We start from the raw sequence: 21843 nt of genomic DNA, 5'->3' as shown, positions 1-21843 counted from the left end.
TCTACCATTCCGTTTGCAATTGAAATAATTCAGCCAGTGCCACGATGGCAGCGCGTTTGCGCTCTTCCAGATGCCACATGTGATAGATGATGATGTTCTCGGCATCATAGCGCTCCTGTATCGCCAGTATCTGGTCGCGGCAAGATGCTGGTGTGCCACTGATATTGACGCGCATGGTAGCCCCTATCCAGCTTTCGACTTGCTGTTTTTGAGCTTGCGCAATGTCATCGGTTTCGGCACAGACGCAACTGAGGGCGATGGCGATTTTTGCTTTGTCGGCACCACCCTGATATTCGCCATAATGGCGTTTGTAGGCACTGGTGATGGCGGCATCTTGCGTACTGGCCCGGTGGAATAGCGAATAGGCGTAACTGGCGGCCGACTTCGCTGCCAGTTCTGCCGTGCCAAAGCCTGAACCCATGATCCACAGCGGTGGTCTCTCTGCAAAACAAGGTGTCGCAGCATGGGCAAAGCGATGTCCTTCAGGAAAATCACCATCGAGGTAACGCAGCAAGGCTGCCAGTTTGTCGGCAAACTGTTTGGTGATGATGCCGGGTGGTTCGACCGTACCTGTCAGTGCAGCCAGGGCAACGGGATCGGCAGGCACGCCGCCGCAAACTCCCAGCACGACCCGCCCGCCTGACAATGCAGATAATCCACGATAATTTTCAGCGACAGCCAGCGGGCTATATAGAGGTAACAATACTGCTGCTGAACCCAGGCCTATGCGTTGCGTGGCTTGCGCCAGTGCAGCCAGCATCATTTCCGGTGCCGCCCAGGAAAAATGGGCTTCATGGTGCTCGGCCAGCCACAGACGTTCATACCCTAGCTGGTCAGCCAGTTTTGCCATCCTGAAGGTTTGCGCCAAAACTTCTGCGCCATTCTGGCCGGGGGCGATGATGCCCAGGTCTAGCAGGGATAAGCTCAAGCTACTCATGCTGCCGCCTTTGCGCAAATGGTGGAAGGATCAGGATCAACTGCACTATAAGTATTCCAGAACAGCACGCGCCGCCCCTGCAGGGTCTGTTTGCGGAACATGGCCAGGGTCTTGGAGATATAGGTAGTCTCGGTGCGAAAGTTGCTGGTCTCTGCCACTTCTCTGGCTGCTTCGTCGGCATCAGGATTGCTTTGCCCGTAACCTGGCGCGGCAAATTCATCGACCCAGAGTATTTCGCCAAACTGTGGTTCTTTTGTATAACCAGCCTGCCGCAGCAAAGCCAAAGTTTTCATCGCCAGTTTTTTCATCTTGGCTGGCCCGGTAATCATCATCGGCACCATGCGCACGGCCACCACACGTATAGGCAAACCCGCCATCGCCAAGCCCAGCCAGACACCGGATGCGGTGGCACAAGTACCGGTAGGGACGACGATGTCATCTATCATGGGTAGTTCACCACTTTTGATGGCATCGGCAATTTCCAGAGCGCCTTCGATGACGCCCAGCACACCTACGGGATGATGTGAACCTGGCGGTATCCAGTAAGGACGCTGCCCCTGATGGCGGGAGTAACGTATCCGCAGGAAAGCCATGGGTACGTCAAGAAAACGCTCACAGCGCAGAAATTCCATCCCCAGTGCTGGCAACAGGCGCTTGTTAAGCCCGGCCTCATGCACATTCGGTTGCGGTGTCAGCAAGGCGCGCGCATGCAAGCCGTGGATACGGGCGAAAGTAGCAGTAGCCAATACCTGGTGGCTGCCCAGCGGCCCCATGGTGGCAACACTGGTCGCGCCTTTGCTTATGGCATCGCCAAAAAAATATTCGAGGTTCCTGACCTTGCTGCCGCCATATATCGGTGAGCTGAGATCATCGCGCTTTACCCATAGCTCTTGCAAATTCCAGCGTGCTGCCAGGCTGGTTTCATGGCTGATGGGGGTCGGCCTTTGTACCAGATCGACAGGTTTATACAAGGCATCCAGGCCGGGTACCATGGCGGTAAGCAGTCGCGCTGTCATCATGCGTGCTCCGCCGGATTGAGCATGGCCGGGCTCAGGTGCTTGAATTCTTCAGCCAGTGCAGTGAAACAACTAGCTTCGTCGCGATCCAGATAGTCTTGCAGACGCGGTTCAAGCTCAGGATAAGTACGCAGTCTTTGCAAGAGTGCAGGCACGACTCTTTGCAGGCAGGCCAGCATCAGCAGGGAAGGATTGCGGTATTCCGCTTCTACATCGGCCACCGGTCCCAGCATGAAGTGGCGTACTGTTTTACTGAGGTCGGCAAAGGCAGCCATCAGCATTTCCATGAAGGCGGCATCAGTCTTGACTTCTGCCATGGGAATGATGGAACCCAGGTCGACAAAGCCGCCATCGATGACGGCATTTTGCATTTCCAGGCAATGGCCTATGCCTATGTGTTCTGTACGGCCAGGCAAGAAACCCAGCGCCAGCATGCGGGCGACCAGGTCTATCCAGCGGTTTACCACTTGTTCTGGCGTCAGGCCATAACCAGCTGTCAGGCTGGCCAGCCTTTGCAGCCACGGTGCATTGCCGAGTTTTTTTAACTCGACAGGTAGATGAGCAACCCGTAATGGCAGGCTTGGGTAGTGATAAATGATGGCAGCCAGGCCATCTGCTGATGAGGTTTCGACTATACGCATCGCGCGTTCTGATAGCAAACTGCGCAAAGCGGCGAGATGACTATCGCGTGTCGACAAGGGCCAGGCTAGCACCAATAATGGTGTAGGTATGCATGCAAGATTTCCAAAACGTTTTAGATGCGCCTGCTGCAACATACAGGCAGCTTTGGCATCTTCAACTGCTTCAAAAGCACTGATGGCCAGCGGGATTTTTTGTTCGACCAGGGCAAAATGCTCAGCCGCAGAAAACAGGGATTTACCGCGAACCGGATAATCAATGCGGAATTGCGACAAGACCGCCAAGTGCTGGTCTCGGTCATGCGCATACACTTCCGTACCCTTGTGCGCCAGCACACCTGCGCCAGCATCCTGGTAAAAGGCTCGCAAGTGGCGATAAGGTCGCTGGTATTCACCCGACTGGAAAGGATTGATACCGTGTGCGCAAGGCAGGTTCAGACGCAGTGCTGCCAGCCGCGTATCAAGATCGGGCAAAATAGCTGACAAGGCCATATGCAGTTCAGGTGATTCTGTCGTCACATCCCACAAGACCTGTTCGACGCTGCGGGCGGTAATGGCCGGGGCTTCTGTCATGGCGCCTTTCATGATGGTGTTACTCCAGGCTTGCGCAAGTCTTTCAGCCTTTGCAGACCGCTCTTGCGCAAATCACGTTTTGCAGCTTCCTGGCGCTCTGTCCCATCTAGTGTGAGCATCCTCGCCAGGCTGCTATAGCTGATACTGGCATCGGCTGCGACCTGGCCCAGTACGGCGAGAAATTCACGCTGTATGCTTGCGGCAGTTGCTGCAGTAAATAATTCGGTACTAAATTCCAGTGTGGCACGTAATTGTGGCTCATCAATGACAGTCAGCAGCAAATCGTATTTGGCGGTATCAGTATGCAAGTCAACAGCCTGTATCTGGAAGTGCTTGTTATCCAGTTGAGCCAGCGGTGCATTTTGCAAGACAAACTTGTGCTGGAACAGCGGCATGCCACCAGCATCACGCGGCGGGTTCAGCTCCTGCACCAGCAAATCAAACGGCAGGTGCTGGTTGAAGTAGGCTTGCAAGCTGGTTTGCCTGACCTTGCCCAAAATGTCGGCAAAGCTGTGGCAATCAGAAAAATTGCTGCGCAAGACCAGTTGATTGACAAAGAAGCCCTGGATTTTTTCTGCCAGCGGATGATCCCTGCCTGCAATATCGCTGCCAACCACAATATCATCCTGACCCGACCTTTGTCGCAAGACGACATGAAAAACCGTCAGCAAGAGCATGAACAGGGTAGCTGAATGCTGGCGCGCAACCCGGCGCAAATCATCAGACAGTTTTGTATCGAGTTGAAAACTGATACGAGCACCGGCATGGCTGCTGTTTGCCGGGCGCGGGAAATCAGTGGGCAAGTTCAAGCGTGGCAAGGAAGCCAGTTGCTGCTTCCAGTATTGCATTTCCTTGTCCAGGTATTGCTCTTCTACCTGTTGCTCCCACCAGTGGCTGAAGTCGGCATATTGCAATGCGGGTTCCGCAAATGCCTCAGTGTTGCCCACCTCAGCGGCATAAGCCTGCAACAGTTCTTGCGCAAACAGGGCGATCGCCCAGCCATCGGTAGCGATATGGTGTATCAGTATCAGCACATAGGCTTGCTGGTCGCCATTCAGTAAGAGACTCAGGCGTACAGGTCTTTCATTTTCCAGATCGAAGGGCAGGCTGGCCAATTGTTTGAGTCTGCCTGCAATCTGTGCTTCATCAAGATTTTGTAGACTGGTATCCTCAACATGAATTGCCAGACTAGCCTCGTCAGCCACTGCCTGCATGACAGCGCCCTGCCCTTGTTTTTGTATGCGCAGATTGAGGATTTCATGGCGTGCCACCACTTGTTGCACAGCCCTCTGAAAAGCGGCCAGATCGATATCACCATCCAGTCTTGCAGCCAGTGTGACATTGTAGTTGGCGCTGGCTGGCTCCATCTGGTGCAGGAACCATAGGCGTGATTGCGCACGAGATAAAGGCAAATCTTTAGCACGATTCAATACAGGTATAGCTGCAGAATGCGGTGCATGACCACCCAACATTTCACGCACCGCTGCTGCCAATGCCTGCAAAGTTGGGTATTCAAATATCAGGCGCAAAGGCAAGTCCACGGCAAATGCCGCACGCAATCTTGCCATGACTGCTGTTGCCCGCAATGAATGCCCGCCCAACGCAAAGAAATCGTCAGTAGCATGCACACCCGGCACAGTCAATACTTCTGACCAGGCGGCAGCAATGATGTCCTGTACAGCGTCATTGCCAGACTGCTGCACAGCATGTGCATTGCCCTTGCGTTCGGGCAGCGGCAGATTCTTCCTGTCTACCTTGCCATTCACCGACACTGGCACGCTGTCAAGCTGCAAGAAATGCGATGGCAGCATGCTGGAGGGCAGTTGCGCTTGCAAGTGCAGGCGCAATTCCTCAGCCCCCAGATTATGACCAGGATGCAGCACATAATAGGCGATCAATTCCTTGTCGGAATTACCCGAGGCCGGGCCGCCATCATTGTGGTCATGGACTATGCATATCGCATCGCGTATCGCTGCATGCCTGCCCATGGTGATTTCTATCTCACCCAACTCTATACGAAAGCCGCGTATCTTGACCTGGTTATCGAGACGGCCAAGAAATTCCATGACGCCATCAGGATAGAACCTGGCGCGGTCGCCGGTCTTGTACATGCGTGCATTTTGCGCATCGTGTACGCCTGGCCTGACATGGGGATCATGCAGGAAGCGTTCTGCCGTCAACTCTGGCTGGCCCACATAGCCTTCGGCCAGGCAATCACCACCTATATAGAGATCGCCAGGCAAGCCTACGGGCAATGGCTGCAAGTCTGCGTCAAGGATGTAGTAGCGGGCATTCTGTATCGGCCTGCCATAGGGGACGCTGACCCAGTCTGGCTGCAGGTCACCAACGACGTGGTAATTGGACCAAATGGTCGCTTCGGTCGCGCCGCCCAGGGCAACTACGCAGACACCCGGGAAAGCCGCTTTCATGCGGCCTGGCAAAGCCAGTGGTATCCAGTCACCGCTGAGAAAGATAAGGCGCAGCCTGGCTGTGGCAGATCGCTGTGGCAACAATGATTCAAGCTGCCACAAGGCAGCAGGGGCGGAATCCCAGAAAGTGATGTTTTCGGTTTCAACTATTTTTAATAAAGACTCAGGATCAGCGATCTCGGCTTCATTGGCTATCCTGATGACACCGCCAGCGGCCAAAATGCCAAAGATGTCATACACCGACAAATCAAAAGCTGGTGATGTGATGAACAACAGCTTGTCTTGTGCACCGATGTCAAAGGTATGGTTCACCCACTCTATCAGGTTGATGGCTTTTTGATGCAAGACCAGCACACCCTTGGGCTTGCCGGTGGAACCCGAAGTGAATATCACATAAGCAGGATCTTGCGGACGTGCCCGATCGTGCAAAGGCCTGACTGGCAGGGATGCTGTCTGATCGACGCACACCACCCGCACTTGCCGCTCAGTTGCCAGGGCTTGCGTGCCATCCATCAAACTGCTGACAGTCAGTATGCAGCGCACTGGCAGGCTATCAAAAATCGCCATGACGCGGGCGGCAGGCAGTTGCGGTTCTATGGGTACATAGTGATGGCCGCTGGCGACTACGGCCAGCAGGGCAATCAGCATTTCGCGGTCACGCGTGAGCCTGACGGCGACTGGGGAATTTGCGCTCAACCCCAACTCATTGAGAGCATGCACCACCTGGCTGACCCTGTCTCGCAAGCTGGCATAGCTCATGCTGCCTCGCGCATCGATGAGGGCTATCGCACCCGGCGTGCGCGCTGCTTGTGCGATGAAGATACTGGCCAGCGTGGCCGTGGTGTCATAAGCACGGGCAGTGTCATTCCATTGCTGCAATTGTAGCTCACGCTGCTCCGCGGTCAATAGATGCATATTCTTGACTGGCTGTTCGCCACTGGCACGTGCCAGTTGTTGCAACAAAAAACGATATTGATCCAGCATGGCTTGCGCTGTCGCAGGTTCTATGCGCGTACTGTCTGCCAGCAGGCGCAAGTGCAGGCCATCGACCATGGGTTCAACAATCAATGTCAGCGGATAGTTGGATTCTTCCTGCAGGTGGTAATCAATGATGCTAGCATTACCCAGTTGATTACCCTGCACGGTAAGCGGATAATTTTCGTAGACGACGATGCTGTCGAACAGCGCCTGGCCCGACTGTAACTGCAGTTCACTCCATTCAGCCACGCGGCTGAGGCTGCTATGCTCATGTTGACGCGAGGCCGCCAGGTGTCTGTGCACATCGGCCAGCAGGTTGGCAATACTATGGTCAGCATTATGTTTCACACGCAGCGGGATAGTATTGATGAACAGACCGACCATCTGCTCTACCCCATCAAGTTCAGCAGGACGACCAGAGGTGGTGACACCAAACAGCACGTCCTTGCTGCCAACATATCTGGACAAGAGCAAACCCCAGCAGGCCATGATGGCGCTGACGCTGGTGACGCCTGTTTTTTGCGACAACGCTGTCAATGCAGCGAAGTCATCAGCAGACAACAGGCTATCCAGGGCGACAACTTTCCTCGTTGCGCAAGTATTACGCCTCAACACCGGCAAGCTGGTCGCTTGTTCGACACCACGCAGGGCATGTCGCCAGTAATCTTCTGCTGCCAAATTATCGCGTTTTCCCAGCCAATGTAAGAAGTCGGTATACGGGCGTTCTGCTGGCAGTCTGACAGACTTGCCCTGTAATAAATCTGCATACACTTGCGCTACTGCGGCCAGCACCAGGCCAGATGCCCAGCCATCGAGTATCAGGTGATGATGGCTCCAGACCATCTCCCATTCATCATCTGCCCAGCGCAAGATGCTGACGCGCATCAAAGGTGCACAATCCAGTGCAAAACCTGACTGGCTGTCTGCTCGCAAGAATTGCTGGCGTAGCTGTTCATGCTCGTCCCTGGTTGACTGGCTGTAATCGACCACTTTGAATGGCAGGACTATATCTGCCTGCAATTGCTGGCGCGGCTGGTCCCCTGTCCACAGGAAGCGCATGTGCAGGGCGCAATGGTGGGCAATGACGGATTCCCAGGCTTGCTGCAACTTTGCAGTATCCAGATCGCCTTGCAAACGTACTTGCAATTGCTGAAAATAGGCGGCGCTGTCCGGTTCACGCAAATGGTGAAACAACATGCCTTGTTGCATAGCCGTCAGGGGGAAAACCATTTCCATATTTGTTCCAGCTCTCATAGATATGTAAACATCATACGTACCGAAAACAACATTCTCATGACCTGCTACAAACTACAGGCCCAGCATGGGTAACAGTATTTGCCGCCCCAGCCCATGCAATCTTTCGACTTCTTTCAATTCCTGATCCAAAGCTGCTACCACCGCATTGACTCTGGGTGCTTCCATCATGGACATATGGTCACCCACGATATCGCGCACTTTGACAAAGCACAGCTTGTCCCAACCCAAGTGCTTTTCTTCCGAGTTGTAATGCACTGCTGCCTCGCGTATGGCTTCTGGCAAGGCCTGGGTGGCTTTCATCAGCAAGGTGCGGCGTGGCAAAGGGCCAGCGGTATAACGGCCTATGACGGTCACATTTTTTTCAAAAACGCGGAACAAGCGGGCGATTTCTTTTTCGTCCGCATGTGGCGGCACATAATCGGCTTCACGCGCCAGTTCCAGCAGGCGCTGCAAGGCGATGTCAAAAGGCAGTTCAGACAAATCGGGACAGGCGATTTCTGCCTTGTGGGCAATCAGGCGTGAGATGGAGCGCAACAAACGCTCACGTCGTGGCGCAGATTCAGCCAGGGGGGCGACCTGGCTGTCTATCAGACACAGGAAGGCAATTTCATAACCACGTGCCAAAGCCTGCCTTGCCATTTCGTATGCGATGATGCCGCCCGACGACCAGCCTGCCAGCAAATAACGCTGGTCCTTGACCAGCGGTGCAATTTTGTCCAGATACAGGCTGGCCAGTTCTTCCACGCTTTCATAAGTAGCTTCTCCCATCAGGCCAGGATCTTGCAGGGCAATCACTGGCCTGTCTGTCGTCAGGCCACTGGCCAGGTCGCGGTAACACAGTACGCTGCCACCAGTGGGATGCACCAGCACCACAGGTGTATGCTGTGGATTACCTGCGCGTATGGGTATCACGACCGGATCAAGTTGCAGGCTTTCACTGCGCAAGAGTTCTGCCTGCGCCGCGATAGTGGGTGCAGAAAACAGCGAAGTCAGCGGTAACCTGTAGGCAAATTCTTTTTCTATCTCTGCCATCAGGCGTACTGCCAACAATGAATGCCCGCCCAGGTCAAAGAAATTGCTGGTAATGCCGACCTGGGATACGTGCAAGACACTTTCCCAGATGCGTTCCAGACGCATTTCCAGCGTGTCACGTGGTGCCTGCGAGGTCACCGTATTCGAAGGCCGCAGTTTCAGCAGTGCCTTGTTATCGACCTTGCCATTGGGCATGAAGGGAAAAGCATCAATAGGTATCAGCCAGTTCGGCAACATGTAGTCTGGCAAGGCAGCGGCCAGCACCTGCCTGATCTCAGCCACAGAAAGCTTGGCATCGGGCTTGAGCGTGTAGAAACACAATAGCTGATCAATGCTTGCGGCATCCCTGTCCACCACCACGGCGGCCATCCGCACTGCCGCTTGAGCGGCAACGATGGCCTCTATCTCACCCAGTTCTACACGATAACCGCGCAGCTTGACTTGCCTGTCGGCGCGGCCAAAACAATCCAGGCGGCCATCGGCACGCCATGCGCCCAGATCGCCAGTGCGGTACATGCGCTCGCCAGCACTAGCGAATGGGTCAGTCACAAATCGTTCTGCTGTCAAGGCATCGCGCTGGTAATAGCCTTGCGCCAGGCTGGCACCTGCTACAAATAACTCTCCACGCACGCCTATGGGTTGCGGCTGCATGTAATCATCCAGGACGTACATGCGGGTATTGTCTATGGGCTTGCCGATGGCGACGATATTGTCATCAATGCTGACTTTTTCGAACACGACTTGCACCGTCGCTTCGGTCGGGCCATACAGGTTGATGCATTCCGCCCCGGCTGGCAATGCCGTCAAGACTTGCCGCGCCAGTTCAGCATCCAGCACTTCACCACCGCAGCACAGGCGACGCAAGCGCAGGCACTTGGCAAATTCAGGCTGGCTTACCATCATGCGCAACATGCTGGGCACAAGTTGCAGCACGCTGATATCGAAATCCTGCAGGGTCTGCATCAGTGCGTCCGGGTCTCTTTCCACACCAGGGGGTGCCAATACCAGTCTTGCACCTGCCATTAAAGGGGCAAATACTTCCCACACCGAGGCATCGAAACTGATGGCAGTTTTTTGCAAGACCGCATCATCTGCGTCCAGCGGCAGATCCCTGAGCATCCATTGCATGTGATTGGCGAGCGCACCATGCGATACGGCGACAGCCTTGGGCTGGCCGGTCGAACCCGAGGTATAGATCAAATAAGCCAGGTCACTGGCTTGCAAGAGAGGAAATTGTGGCCTTGCTGCATTTTCAAGCGCGGGCAAGATATCAACAGTAATCAGCTTTATTTTCCCCAGCAAACCCGCGAATGCAGTTTGCTGTTTGAATTGGGCAGCGATAGCCGCGCTGGTCAACAACAAACTCGCGCCACTGTCTTGCAACATGAAAGCTATGCGATCTTCAGGATAGGCCGTATCCAGCGGCAGATAAGCCGCACCAGCCACTTGTATTGCCAACAGGCTGGCTATCATGTCGACACTGCGGTCCAGCAAAACTGCCACGACTCTGGCTTTGGATTCGTCCTGCTGCCTGGCCAACAGCACATGTTGCGCCAGTTCCTGTATGCGGTGTGAACAAGCCTGTCCACTCAATTGGGTCAGCGAGCTTTGTATGAATATCTGTTCAGGATGCAATGCCAGGCAGTCAAGAATATTTTGTACTGGTGCTTGCCACGGTTCAGCAGGCACCACCACAGTCCCGGCAAAATCATGCATGAGCTGATGCCGCTCATTAGCACCGAGCACACTCAACTGATCAATCTGCGCATCTGGCGTTGTGACTATCGCCACCAGCAACGTCAGCAATTCTTCTTCCAGATTGTGCATGCTGGCAGAGTCGCAGACTGCCATGTCGTAATCGAAGTACATCTCTATCCGCGCTTCTGCATTTGCATAAGCAGACAACACCAGCAGACATTCGTCAGTCCATGAAAACGGAGCATCTGCTACTATCAACTTGCCAGTACCTGCTTGCTGCCAGCAAAAACCGGCAGCCAGCCCCTGTTTGCTATCCAGCGGAGCAATATAGTCTTGCAAAGTGCAGGTTTCATCGATGGCAGAACTAACTGCCTTCAGTGATGCCAAGAAGCTGGCTTGTGGTGCAATGGCTGTTTGCAAAGGAATGAAACGCGCCATGGGCCCCATGGCTGCAGCCATTTCTTCGTAGGCACGACCATTGACCTGATAAGCCACGGGAGGTGATTGAGGATTCAATCGATACAGCAAAACCGCCCAGGCCTGGTAAAGCAAGTGGGCGAGCGGCAGTTTGTGCTGGCCTGCCAATGTATTCAACGCAGCGGACAAATCTGACGACAATGCAAGAGACTGGCGTTTTACATAGGGTGCAGCCTGGCGCTGTCTGCGCAAACAAGGCCAGTCTGGGAGATTGCTGCCTGATGTCAGACTATTGCTGCTATCCCAGGCCGGTAACTGCACGTCTTGCTGCTCCGCAAGCATATCGTGCTGCCATTGTGCCAAGCTGGTAAAAGGCAGGTCTTCTTCTTCAATTTTTGCGCTTTTTGCGCTTTTTTCTTTAACGGACGCGGCACACCAGGCGGCATCAGCAAGTCTTTCTTCCACGCCAAGCAGTATAAACAAAGCCGTCTGTGCATCGGCGCACAGCGCAGACAAGCCAAGACGGTAATGACCTTCATTGAGTTTTTGCAGGCAGGCGCGCTGGTCTTCATGAATCGCCGCCAGTTGCGGTGACGCTGCCTGCATGGGTGTCAATGTGTCAGAAGGAGCCTGCACAGGCAACTGCATGCCGGGCAAGAGGCCAAATTCCATACGCAGGATTTCATGCCTGCCCAGCACATGATCAAAGGCGCGACACAAAATTTGTTCGTCCACACCAGTGCAACGAAAATCAACACTGACCAGATACGTCTGCTGACCATCTCTTTGCGCAAGTTGCCACAGCCTTTGCTGGACTGGTGATAATGAAAATCCGCTTTTTAATTTGCTGCTCACTTGCCTGTCCTTGCCTGGTTTGTGTTTAATTTAGGGAACCTGGCAAGACGCTGGCCGGGCGCACTTCATCGCCCATGGCTGTCAGTATCTTGCGCTCACCGGTAAATCTGGAGCGGCCATGTGCGACCAGCATATTGTCGAGCAAGAGCAGATCCCCCGGCTGCCAGCGGAACTTGACGGTTTCTGCATCATAGGCTGCACGCAGGTGAGCTACCACCTCGTCCGGGATCACCGAGCCATCGCCATAAAAAGTGTTATAGGGTAAATTCTCCACACCCAGGTCACCAGTCAATGAACTACGTATTTCATCCGTCATGCTGGACGGATGCCAGAAAGCGATGTGATTGAACCAGAGTTCTTCACCCGTTTGCGGATGGCAGCGTATGCTGGAACGTACCTGCGACGTACGCAGCCTGTCGCCTTCCATCCAGGTCCATTGCGTATCCGACTTTTGCATATAGGCTTCGGCTTCTTCCCTGCTTTCTACGGCCAGCGAATGTTGCCAGGAGGGGCCAATGCCAGAACCAAAGTTACGCACCAGCATCCAGCCCAGGCGACGGAATTTTTCTTTGACTTCAGTATCTATCGCAGCCAGCACACGGCGCACATCGGCGATCGGGGTTTCACCTTCTGTCTCGGCTGCGATTTCACAAAAGAAGGCGATACGCCCTGGCCATTGGCGTACATACGATAATTCATTATGCAGGGCGATCACATGTTCGGGCGGGAAGATGGTCGAGGTATACACCTGCCCGTCGACCTGCTTGCGGGGCGTGGCTTTTTCTATGTAATTCATGAGCTGCACGCCAAAGGCATTCAAACCTGCCTGGAAATCCTGCACGCCACGCAGATCAAAGTCACGGAACAGCAAACCACCGTATTGCAATAAATCCTGCTGTAACTGCGTCTGGTTGTCCCTGATCCAGCCCAGCAAATTCACGCCCTTGGCATGCGGGCGCAAGACCAGCGGCAGGCCAGATGCACTCTTGAATGGCTGTCTATCAACCAGGCTGCCATCGGACAGACGCACCGCTGGGCGGCGCAGGTTTAGACCGGGTTTGGGCATCATGCTCATGCTATTTCTTCCTTCCCATATTTTGCTTCTGTCGCTGTGCAGCCATTCAATATGCAGGCGATGTATCCAGCCATTTTTTGCGCGATGCTGCGTATCTCCTGCTCCTGATACGTAGTTGCATGGTATTGCCACAGCAAATGCAGGCAACCATCCAGGATATAGGCTTCTATAGCCATCTTATGCAGACGCGGTAGATGTGCTGCCCGTTCTGCACCTCTGTCCTGACGATCTGGTGACCATGACAACAGCTTGAAGACATCATCAGGTGGCGGGTTGATCTGCCCCATGTAGTTCAGGCTGATCTCAGGCATTTGCCCTTGTGCCAGCGCGGCGCGCACTTTTTCTGGCCCCAGGTAGCGCAAAAGTCCGTAGCCAAAGCCATGCGCAGGGATATCGCTGCGTTGCATGGCGATCTCGCTGGCGGCAGCCACTGCAGCTACATCTGTCAGATCAAACCAGGCAGGATAGCGGCTGGTGAACCAGCCTACGCTGCGGCTGACATCCATGTCAGCTTGATCAAGTTGACGACCATGGCCTTCCAGTTCCAGATAGGCGACGGCTTCACCTGTCCACTCACCCAGGCTCAGGGTCAGGGCAGCAATCAGGATATCCTCTGCTGAGACACCGGTTTGCCCCTGTATGAAGCGGCTGGTGATTTCTGCTGGCACGATCACGCTGACCTGTGCGTCTTCATCGATACTGCAGTAGCCATGCGCCTGACCACTATTTGGCAAATTGGGCAATTCAGGTGCGGGGATGGATGTGCAGATTTCCCAATATTCTGCTTCTGCCAATACCACATCCTGGCTGGCCTGTCGTTTCAGGTGTTCTGCCCAGGCTTGTAACGATGCGGTCTTTCTTCCCAGCGCGGGGGTACGCCCGGCTTGCAAATCCAGCAGTGCCTTTCGCAAATCTTCCAGCAGGATTTGCAGGGAAATGCCATCACTGACCAGATGGTGCACAACCAGCAAGAGGCGGGATTTTTGTCCCAGGCTTGCGGGTGTCCAGGCAGCGGTCAGCAAATTGGCATGCGCAGGCTGCAATGTAGCCTGCACTTGCTGGTAGTCTTTTGTCAGATGCAAAACTGGCGTGTTGGCAAGCTCATTAAAATGTGCGTCTTCGTTATTAAAGCCAAGGCGCAGGGCATCATGTTGTTCTATAAGCGCCCGCAATACCTGCTCCAGCATCTCGGCATTGACCCAGTCTGCCATTTCCAGCAAGACGGATAAATTGAAATGTGATGGAGTCTCCTGCATCAGTTCCTGCAACCTGAGCTGCGCGGGCAACAGTCTGCACTTACCTTCAGGCCTGGCATCAGCGCCCGCCATTTCACCTACGGGCAAGAGTTTCTTTGCAAAGTCAGCCAGTACGGGCGCTGCATACAAATCCATGGCCTTGGCTTGCCAGCCAGCTTGGCGCAGGCGTGCGATCATTTGTATCGCCAAAATGGAATCGCCACCACTCCGGAAGAAATCTGCCTGCGGACCCAAATTCTCGCGCTGCAACAGCTCGCGCAAGATCGCCAGCAGGGCGGCTTCTGCTCCTGATATTGTGGCGCTTGCGCTTTCCAAAGCATCATGTTCATCATCCAGCCGAGGCAAAGCAGCACGGTCCAGCTTGCCATTCGATGTATAAGGAATGTTGTTGATGGCGATGACTGCTTTTGGCAGCATGTAATCAGGCAAATACTGCCGCAAATTGGCTAGCAAGCATTGCGTATCAAGAGGTAAGCCTTTATCAACTGCAACGACATAGGCCAGCAGGTAGGGCCTGCCTGGATTTGCAGACTCAGGCTTATGCAAGATCACCGTCGCATTAGCCACATTTTCTTGCGCCATCAATACGGCGATGATTTCTGCGGGCTCGATGCGGTAGCCGCGTATTTTCAGTTGTTCATCCTTGCGGCCAAGTATCTGCATACGGCCATCAGCATGCATGACAGCGAGGTCGCCAGTGCGGTAGACGCGCTCACGTGCTCCGGCTATCTCCGCGGACAGGAATGAGTCGGCTGCATCTTCAGGCATGCCAACATAGCCCAATGCAAGACCAGGGCCGCCCAGGTAAATCTCACCGGCTTCACCAAAAACGCAGGGCTGCCCTGCCACATCGAGTATATGTATGCGATTACTACCCAAAGGCTGGCTGAAGCGCATGCCACCCAAGTCGCCCTGCCATTCACCCACCATGACGCCTATGGTGGCTTCGGTGGGTCCGAAGTGATTGAAAATGCGGCAGTTTGCATGGATATCGCAAAGTTGTTGCAATAGTCTGGCGCTGGCGGTTTCGCCACCCAGTATCAAATGCGTCAAAGGCATGACAGCAGCCTTGTCCTGTGCTGTCAGCAAGGCTTCCAGATGGGAAGGTACAATTTTTAATACATCGACCGGCGTTTGCTGCATCAGGGCAGCATAGCCGTCAGCATCGCGTGCCATGGCATTGCTGATGATGCTCAGGCAACCGCCATGGAACAAAGCAGGCAAGACCGTGGTTAAGCCGAGATCAGCCGCAAAGGTCGATATCACGGCATAGCGCAAACCGGGTTGCAAATCAAAAGCGGAAATAATCGCATCAAGATAATGCTGTACCGCCCGATGCGGCACGGCGACCAGCTTGGGCTTGCCGGTGGAACCGGAGGTGAATAGCTGATAGGCGCAGGCGTCAGGCTTAGTTGCTAGCAATGGCAATGATGGATGATCTTGAGGATGAATCCCCTTGAAACTGGTTGGCAATTGCAGGCAAGGGATATTCATCGCGACCAGCGCATCGACAATATCTGGATTGTCTTGCAAGATAACGCAGCAGGGCTTTGCCTGCCGTATCAATTCCAGCACCCGCCCTTGTGGCAAATGACTATCTACCGGCAGGTAAGCTTTGCCAGCCTTCCACGCCGCCAGCATGCCAACCGGGAATGCCAGGCTGCGGCCCAGCAATAAGAGTACGGGCCCTGCAGTTTGATCAGCACTAAGAATTTCTTTCGCCAGCAGGTCTGAATGCAGATCAAGCTGCTGACGCGTCATGATTTCGGTGGCGTCCAGGCGCAAGGCAATCGCCGGTGGATCTTGCATGGCAGACTGACGGAATCTTTCCAGCAAACCCGGCATACCAGGAACTGATTCAAGCCTGGCAGGTAACCAGACAGCCCTGGCAGCAGCGCGTTCATCAAAATCCTGATCGGTACCTGCCATGCGTTCTATCATCGCGACAAAGCTGTCCAACAATTCCTGCATGTTGACCGTATCAAACAACTGGCTATCGAAATCCAGTTCCACCCGTGCGCCATCTTGCCAGTCAACCAGGTTGCAAGCTATGTCAAAGCGGGCATGGCTAATAGCCAGGGAATGCGCCTCCACTGTCACCCCGGGCAAGGCAGGCATGGCCGCCAGTTTGTCTACATTGAAAGTGATATTCACCAATGGCGGCCTGGCTGGGTCACGGACCAGACCCAGATCATCCACCAGTTGCGAAAGCGGGTAATTTGCATGGGTGATGGCATCAAGGAATTGCTGCTTGACTTCTGCCAATACCTCGCTGGTACTCGCCTGTGCCGGAATAGTCAAACGCAAAGGCAAGAGATGCGCGCAATAACCTGGTGTATGCGCCAGCGCTTCATCGCGACCAGAATAGGGTACACCCAATACCATGTCGCGTCCTGCCCCGGCCCGACGCAGACTGGCTGCAAACGCCGCTATCAATGCCATGCTGGATGACATGCCCAGCTTGCTGGTCTTTTGTTCAAGCTGGCGCAAGATGTTCTTGTCGAGTTCATGCGTCAGGCGCTGGCCCTGGAAGCCACGCATGCTGGCCCTGGCGTGGGCGCATGGCAGCTCTATGCCGGACGGTGCTTGCTGCAATTTACTTAACCAGTATTGCTTATGTTCTTGCTGTTCAGGCGATGAACCTGCATCTGCCATGCGCTGCGCCAATAAGGCATAGTCCGGTTTGCCGATTAAAGCCCGGCCATTCATGAGCGCGGCGAATTCTTCAAACAGCATTTGCATGGATTGCCCATCAATGAAGACATGATGGGCTGCAAACAGCAAGACGGCATGATGCGCATCAAGCTCAAACAAGTCTATGCGGAATGCACCAGCCTGCGTCAGGTCGAAACTGGCTGCAACGCTGTTTTGCAGCGCTGTATCCAGCGTACTGGCAGTGACTTGATGGCTCAGCACTTTCACTGCCACATGAGGCGCTATTTTCTGCAGCCCTGCGTCCAGATCTATGGACGCCCGCAGGGCATCATGCCTGCTTACCAGCGTCGTAAAAGCGCGTTCGATATCAGCATGCTTGATATCACCCCGCAATTCCAGCGCAACGCTGACGACATAGGCTGCCGAACCCTGCTCGGACAAGGCTGCCAGTGTCGCCAATTGTTTCTGGGCTTTCGATAAAGGAAGAGACAGGGACAGGATTTTTTTCTCTGTCTTTGATGTTGGCGAAGTACTGGCGATAAAACCAGCCGTCTTAAGCTCAGCTACACTTTCCTTTACCCGGCTGACTATCGCCGCGATATCATCTTCAGTGTGTGCAGTAGAAAGGAATAAATTGCGCCCTTCCCACACATACAGGCCGCGATACAGCAAATGATAAAAGAAGGGATCAAGGTTTTCACTGAAGACAAAGCGGAACAAGGAACCGAAATTCTTCATGTAGATAGGCGCGCCAGCAGCTGCAAAAACCTGATCGAGTTCCGCCGTCAACCTGGCGGTATTGTCGTTCAGTTTTTGATAGACAGCCAGACCGCCCCGCTTGATCTCTGTCAGCACGGCATGGGCTGCTGCCATGACCAGCGGGTGCTTGTTGAAGGTACCAGCAAAAAAAGTGGTATCTGCTGTCGGGTAAGAGGCATCGCCATATTGCCAATGCCCACCGTCGATGCCTGCCATGATATCGGTCCGCCCAGCGATAACGCCGACTGGCAAACCGCCACCGACTATCTTGCCATAGGTGACAATGTCTGCCTGCACATCAAAGTGCGCCTGGGCACCGCCGGGGTGTATGCGAAAGCCCACCAGCACTTCATCAAAAATCAGCAGGCTGCCAGCCGCCCTGGTCATGGCACGCAGGCTGCGCAAAAAATCTTGTGGTTGCAAGCCGGGGTTACGGCTCTGCACAGGCTCCACCAGCACAGCGGCAAATTCATGCAGGCGACCACGCAATAATTCCAGCGCTTCTGCCGAGCCATATTCAAAGAAGGCCAGGTCACTGACCATGCCTGGCGTAATGCCAGCTACACGCGGCATTACCTTCCATGGGTCATCATTGACCTCACCCAGCACGCCATCAAAATGGCCATGATAACTGTCGCGGAAGATGGCGATTTTGTTGCGACCTGTAAAAGTTCTGGCCAGACGCAGCGCCGTCATGATGGCTTCTGTGCCTGAGCTGCAAAAGGCGACGCGCTCGACCCCTGTTAATTCATTGATGAGGCTGGCGACCTCGCCAGCCATGTCTGACTGCGGCCCTATGCGTATACCGCGTGACAGGCTTTCTGCCAATGCTTCTTTCAAAAATTCTGGCTCGTGCCCAAATAATTGCACACCAAAACCCATGGAAATGTCTATGTATTCATTGCCATCGAGGTCCCATATTTTGGAACCGGCAGCTCTTTGGCCGACGATGGGGTAGAGCATTTCCTTGATAGAGAAACGGAAACCTGCCGAGGCGCGACTATCTGCCAGCACGTGCCGGTATTGCTGAGCCTGTTGTTTGGATAATGCGGTTTTCTTACAGTAGCTGAGGCTAAATTCATCGAGATGCTTGCGCTGTGCATCGCTCAAGTTACCGCTGAGTAGGATACTGTTTTTTTGTTTGGCAACTGGCGTGTTTAGTGTAGCCGTTTCAATCTGTTGCCCGGCGACTACCTCAGACACGACTTTACCCGCCTGCTGCTCAGCCAGATAAGCAGCTACGGCGTCAATCGACGCCAAATTTTCAAAGAAGGCACGCACCGGTATCTTGACAGAAAATTCATTTTCTATGCGGCCCACAGCCTGCATCAATATCAATGAATCTGCACCAATTTCCAGCAAGGGTGCTGTCGCATCGACCTTGCTGACATCAATCGCCAGCAAACCTGCGATGATGGCAATGATGCGGCTGCGAATGGCGGCAGGATCGGTAACAACCGTGCGCGTACTTGCCGATGCTGACTTACTGATTTGAACAGCTTTACTTGGTGGCACAGTCGCATTACCACCATCAAAACTGTTCAAACCCAGGCGCAAAGGAAAGACATCCTTGGTAAAGGGGTACAAGGGCAAAGCATCACCAGCCGCTGTATTTTTCTTATCGACAAATTGCAGCTTGCTCCCCAGCACATTCAGGTGTGCGACTGCTCTCAAGAATGCGACTCCGTCATCCTTAGACGCATCCAGGCATGGCAGGCTGCGCATACTGCTGGCATTGGCGTTTGCAAAATCGTCCAACATGCCAGACAGAACCGGCACTGCTCCCAACTCCAAAGCAGTCTCAATACCGTTTTTACTCAGCGTCGCGATGTTGTCAGCAAAACGCACGGGTTCGCGTGTATGCCTTAACCAGTAGGCTGTATCGTACACGTGGCCGACAGGCAGCAATTCACCTGTCAGATTCGAGGTCACTGACACTTGCAGTGGCTGCCACTCCACCTCTTGCAAAGCCAATTTAAACTCTGCCAGCATGGGTTCCAGCAATACCGAGTGAAACGCAGTTTTTACACGCAACATGCGAACTCGTATGCCATCTGCAATGAGTTTCTGGCTGAGTATATCCAGTTGATCTCTGATACCGGAAATAGTTACGGATTGCGCCCCATTCACGGCGGCGATGCTGATATCTGTATCAGCCAGATAGCGCAACACAGTTTGTTCATCAGCACGCACAGCAGCCATGGCACCATCTGAAGTCAATGCTCCCATGAGCCTGCCGCGCTTTTCAACCAGTTTCAGGGCTTGCTCAAAACTCAGTGCACCAGCGATGACGGCAGCTGTGTATTCACCGAGACTATGTCCCGCCAGCACCGCAGGTTTGACGCCATATTCAGCCAGCAGACGTGCCAACCCCACTCCAAGCGTCAGTAAAGCTGGCTGGGTAAATGCAGTCTTATCGATATTTTCATCGGAGTTCAGCAATAACTGGCTTAGCGACCATGATAAGACCGCATCAGCTTCTGCGATCGTGGCACGGAAGCTGGCGAATTGGAGTAAATCCCTGGCCATGCCTGGCCGTTGCGATCCCTGACCAGGACAAAGGAAGGCCAGTTTGGGCGGCCTTCTGGCAGCAATGGCAGTAACAATCCGCTCACTAAAGCCATTTTCCAGCCATGCCTGCAGGTTTGTAACAGCCTCACCCGCACTGCTGGCCACCAGCGCCAACCTGTGGCGCAAATGGGCCCGGCCAAGCCGTGATAATTGACAGACACCAGCAAAGTCTTGATGAGCGCCATTCTGCAACTTGTACGAGGTCTGCTGCACGAGCCGGATTAAAGCTTCATTGCTGGATGCCGACACGAGCAAAATATCTGGCTCATCTGCTTCAGGACTTTCGGTGGCACAAGCAGGAATAAACTCTTCGAGTACGACATGACAGTTTGCACCACCAAAACCAAAGGCACTGATAGACGCAGCCCTGGGCCTGAACTCATCATTGGCAGGCCAGTCCGTAGTTTGCGCCACCACTTGCAGGCGCAATTGCTCAAAATTAATATGTGGATTAGGCTGGGTGTAATGCAGGCTGGCGGGTATCTTTTTATGCTTGAGCGCCAGTATCAGCTTGATCAGGCCAGCAATGCCGGCAGCCGCTTCCAGATGGCCTATATTGGTTTTGACAGAGCCTATGAGCAGCGGCGTTTTCCGTGGCTGCTGGCCCAGAGTGCGACCCAAGGCGCGTGTTTCGGTCGGGTCGCCCAGTAAAGTACCGGTACCGTGGGCTTCTACGTATTGTATCGCTGATGGCGATATGCCAGCATCAGTGATCGCCGTCTGTATCAAGTGCTCTTGCGCCAGTCCATTGGGGGCGGTAATACCGTTCGAGACGCCATCGTGGTTGGTGGCCGAGCCACGTATCACGGCATGGATACGGTCACCATCGACCAGTGCATCTGACAGGCGCTTCAGCAAAACCAGCCCTGCGCCTTCACCACGGCCATAACCATTGGCAGAGGCATCAAAGGTTTTGCACAGGCCATCCGGTGCCAGCATACTTCCCTTACCCAAAGCGACGCTGCTGTCTGGCCTTAACATCAGGCTGACGCCGCCAGCAAGCACCATATCAGCATCACCTGCCTGCAAACTGCGGCAAGCCTGATGAACAGCAACCAGTGAAGATGAGCAGGCAGTATCTATGGTCATGCTGGGACCACGCAGGCCCAGCACATGGGAAATACGGTTGGCGATGATGGCATTTGACATGCCTATGCCCATGTGGGCTTCTACGTCATCGGTATGGGCAAAGCTGCCGAGGAATTCGCCATTGACTGCACCGATAAAGACGCCCAAGCGCGTCTCTTTCAAACTGTCGGCGGCAATGCCCGCATCTTCCAGTGCCCACCAGGCCAATTGCAAAGTCAGGCGCTGACGTGGATCCAGTGCGTATGCTTCCTTGGGGGAAATACCAAAAAAAGCTGGATCAAAACAGGCTGCATCATCAATGAAACCCGCATAAGGTGCTGCAGATGCGGGCAAATCTTTACTATCCCAGCGTTCTGGCGGTATGCGCTTGACTGCACATATCTCTTGCTCAAGCAGAGACCAGAAAGCCTCTATATTGGACGCACCAGGGAAAACACATGACATGCCGATGACAGCAATCGCATGCTCTGCCACCTGAGTTTCAGACTCCGGCGCAGCCTTGTCCATATCTGTACTCATGATGGACACGAATCTAAGTCATGCCCAAAGGCAATACACTTTGTGAAATATTCTGCATCCAAGCCCAACATAGTTATTAAATCCCTGGT

At 54.0% G+C, this 21843-nt stretch carries 7 protein-coding genes; all 7 read right to left on the bottom strand.

Annotated elements, in window-relative coordinates; all coding sequences use genetic code 11:
• Position 1: 1 nt before the first annotated feature.
• The 7 genes from H8L47_RS07315 to H8L47_RS07285 all read right to left on the bottom strand — a co-directional run bounded on the left by H8L47_RS07315 (position 2) and on the right by H8L47_RS07285 (position 21754).
• Complete coding sequence (locus tag H8L47_RS07315) at positions 2 to 937, bottom strand: MsnO8 family LLM class oxidoreductase (protein ID WP_186952833.1); 936 nt, start codon at positions 935 to 937, stop codon at positions 2 to 4.
• Positions 934 to 1956 carry a 1-aminocyclopropane-1-carboxylate deaminase/D-cysteine desulfhydrase gene (locus H8L47_RS07310; RefSeq protein ID WP_186952830.1) on the bottom strand — a complete coding sequence of 341 codons (1023 nt, stop codon included), beginning with the start codon at positions 1954 to 1956 and terminating at the stop codon, positions 934 to 936. Before H8L47_RS07310 ends, H8L47_RS07315 begins: the two co-directional genes overlap by 4 nt.
• The gene (locus H8L47_RS07305; protein ID WP_186952827.1) at positions 1953 to 3164 is read right to left on the bottom strand and encodes a hypothetical protein; all 1212 of its coding nucleotides are present in this window, start codon (positions 3162 to 3164) and stop codon (positions 1953 to 1955) included. Before H8L47_RS07305 ends, H8L47_RS07310 begins: the two co-directional genes overlap by 4 nt.
• An 8-nt stretch (positions 3165 to 3172) precedes the next feature.
• Positions 3173 to 7807: a non-ribosomal peptide synthetase gene (locus H8L47_RS07300; RefSeq protein WP_186952824.1), complete on the bottom strand. Its 4635-nt coding sequence runs from the start codon at positions 7805 to 7807 to the stop codon at positions 3173 to 3175.
• A gap of 72 nt (positions 7808 to 7879) precedes the next feature.
• On the bottom strand, positions 7880 to 11830 hold the full coding sequence (locus tag H8L47_RS07295; protein WP_186952821.1) for a non-ribosomal peptide synthetase: 3951 nt from the start codon (positions 11828 to 11830) through the stop codon (positions 7880 to 7882).
• 25 nt (positions 11831 to 11855) lie between these two features.
• Positions 11856 to 12905 carry a TauD/TfdA family dioxygenase gene (locus tag H8L47_RS07290; RefSeq protein WP_230413631.1) on the bottom strand — a complete coding sequence of 350 codons (1050 nt, stop codon included), beginning with the start codon at positions 12903 to 12905 and terminating at the stop codon, positions 11856 to 11858.
• On the bottom strand, positions 12902 to 21754 hold the full coding sequence (locus H8L47_RS07285) for a type I polyketide synthase (protein WP_186952818.1): 8853 nt from the start codon (positions 21752 to 21754) through the stop codon (positions 12902 to 12904). Before H8L47_RS07285 ends, H8L47_RS07290 begins: the two co-directional genes overlap by 4 nt.
• Positions 21755 to 21843: the final 89 nt, after the last annotated feature.

This window comes from Undibacterium umbellatum (assembly GCF_014284125.1).
GTDB classification, from domain to species: Bacteria; Pseudomonadota; Gammaproteobacteria; order Burkholderiales; family Burkholderiaceae_D; genus Undibacterium; species Undibacterium umbellatum.
This window is presented reverse-complemented; position numbering and strand designations above follow the sequence as displayed.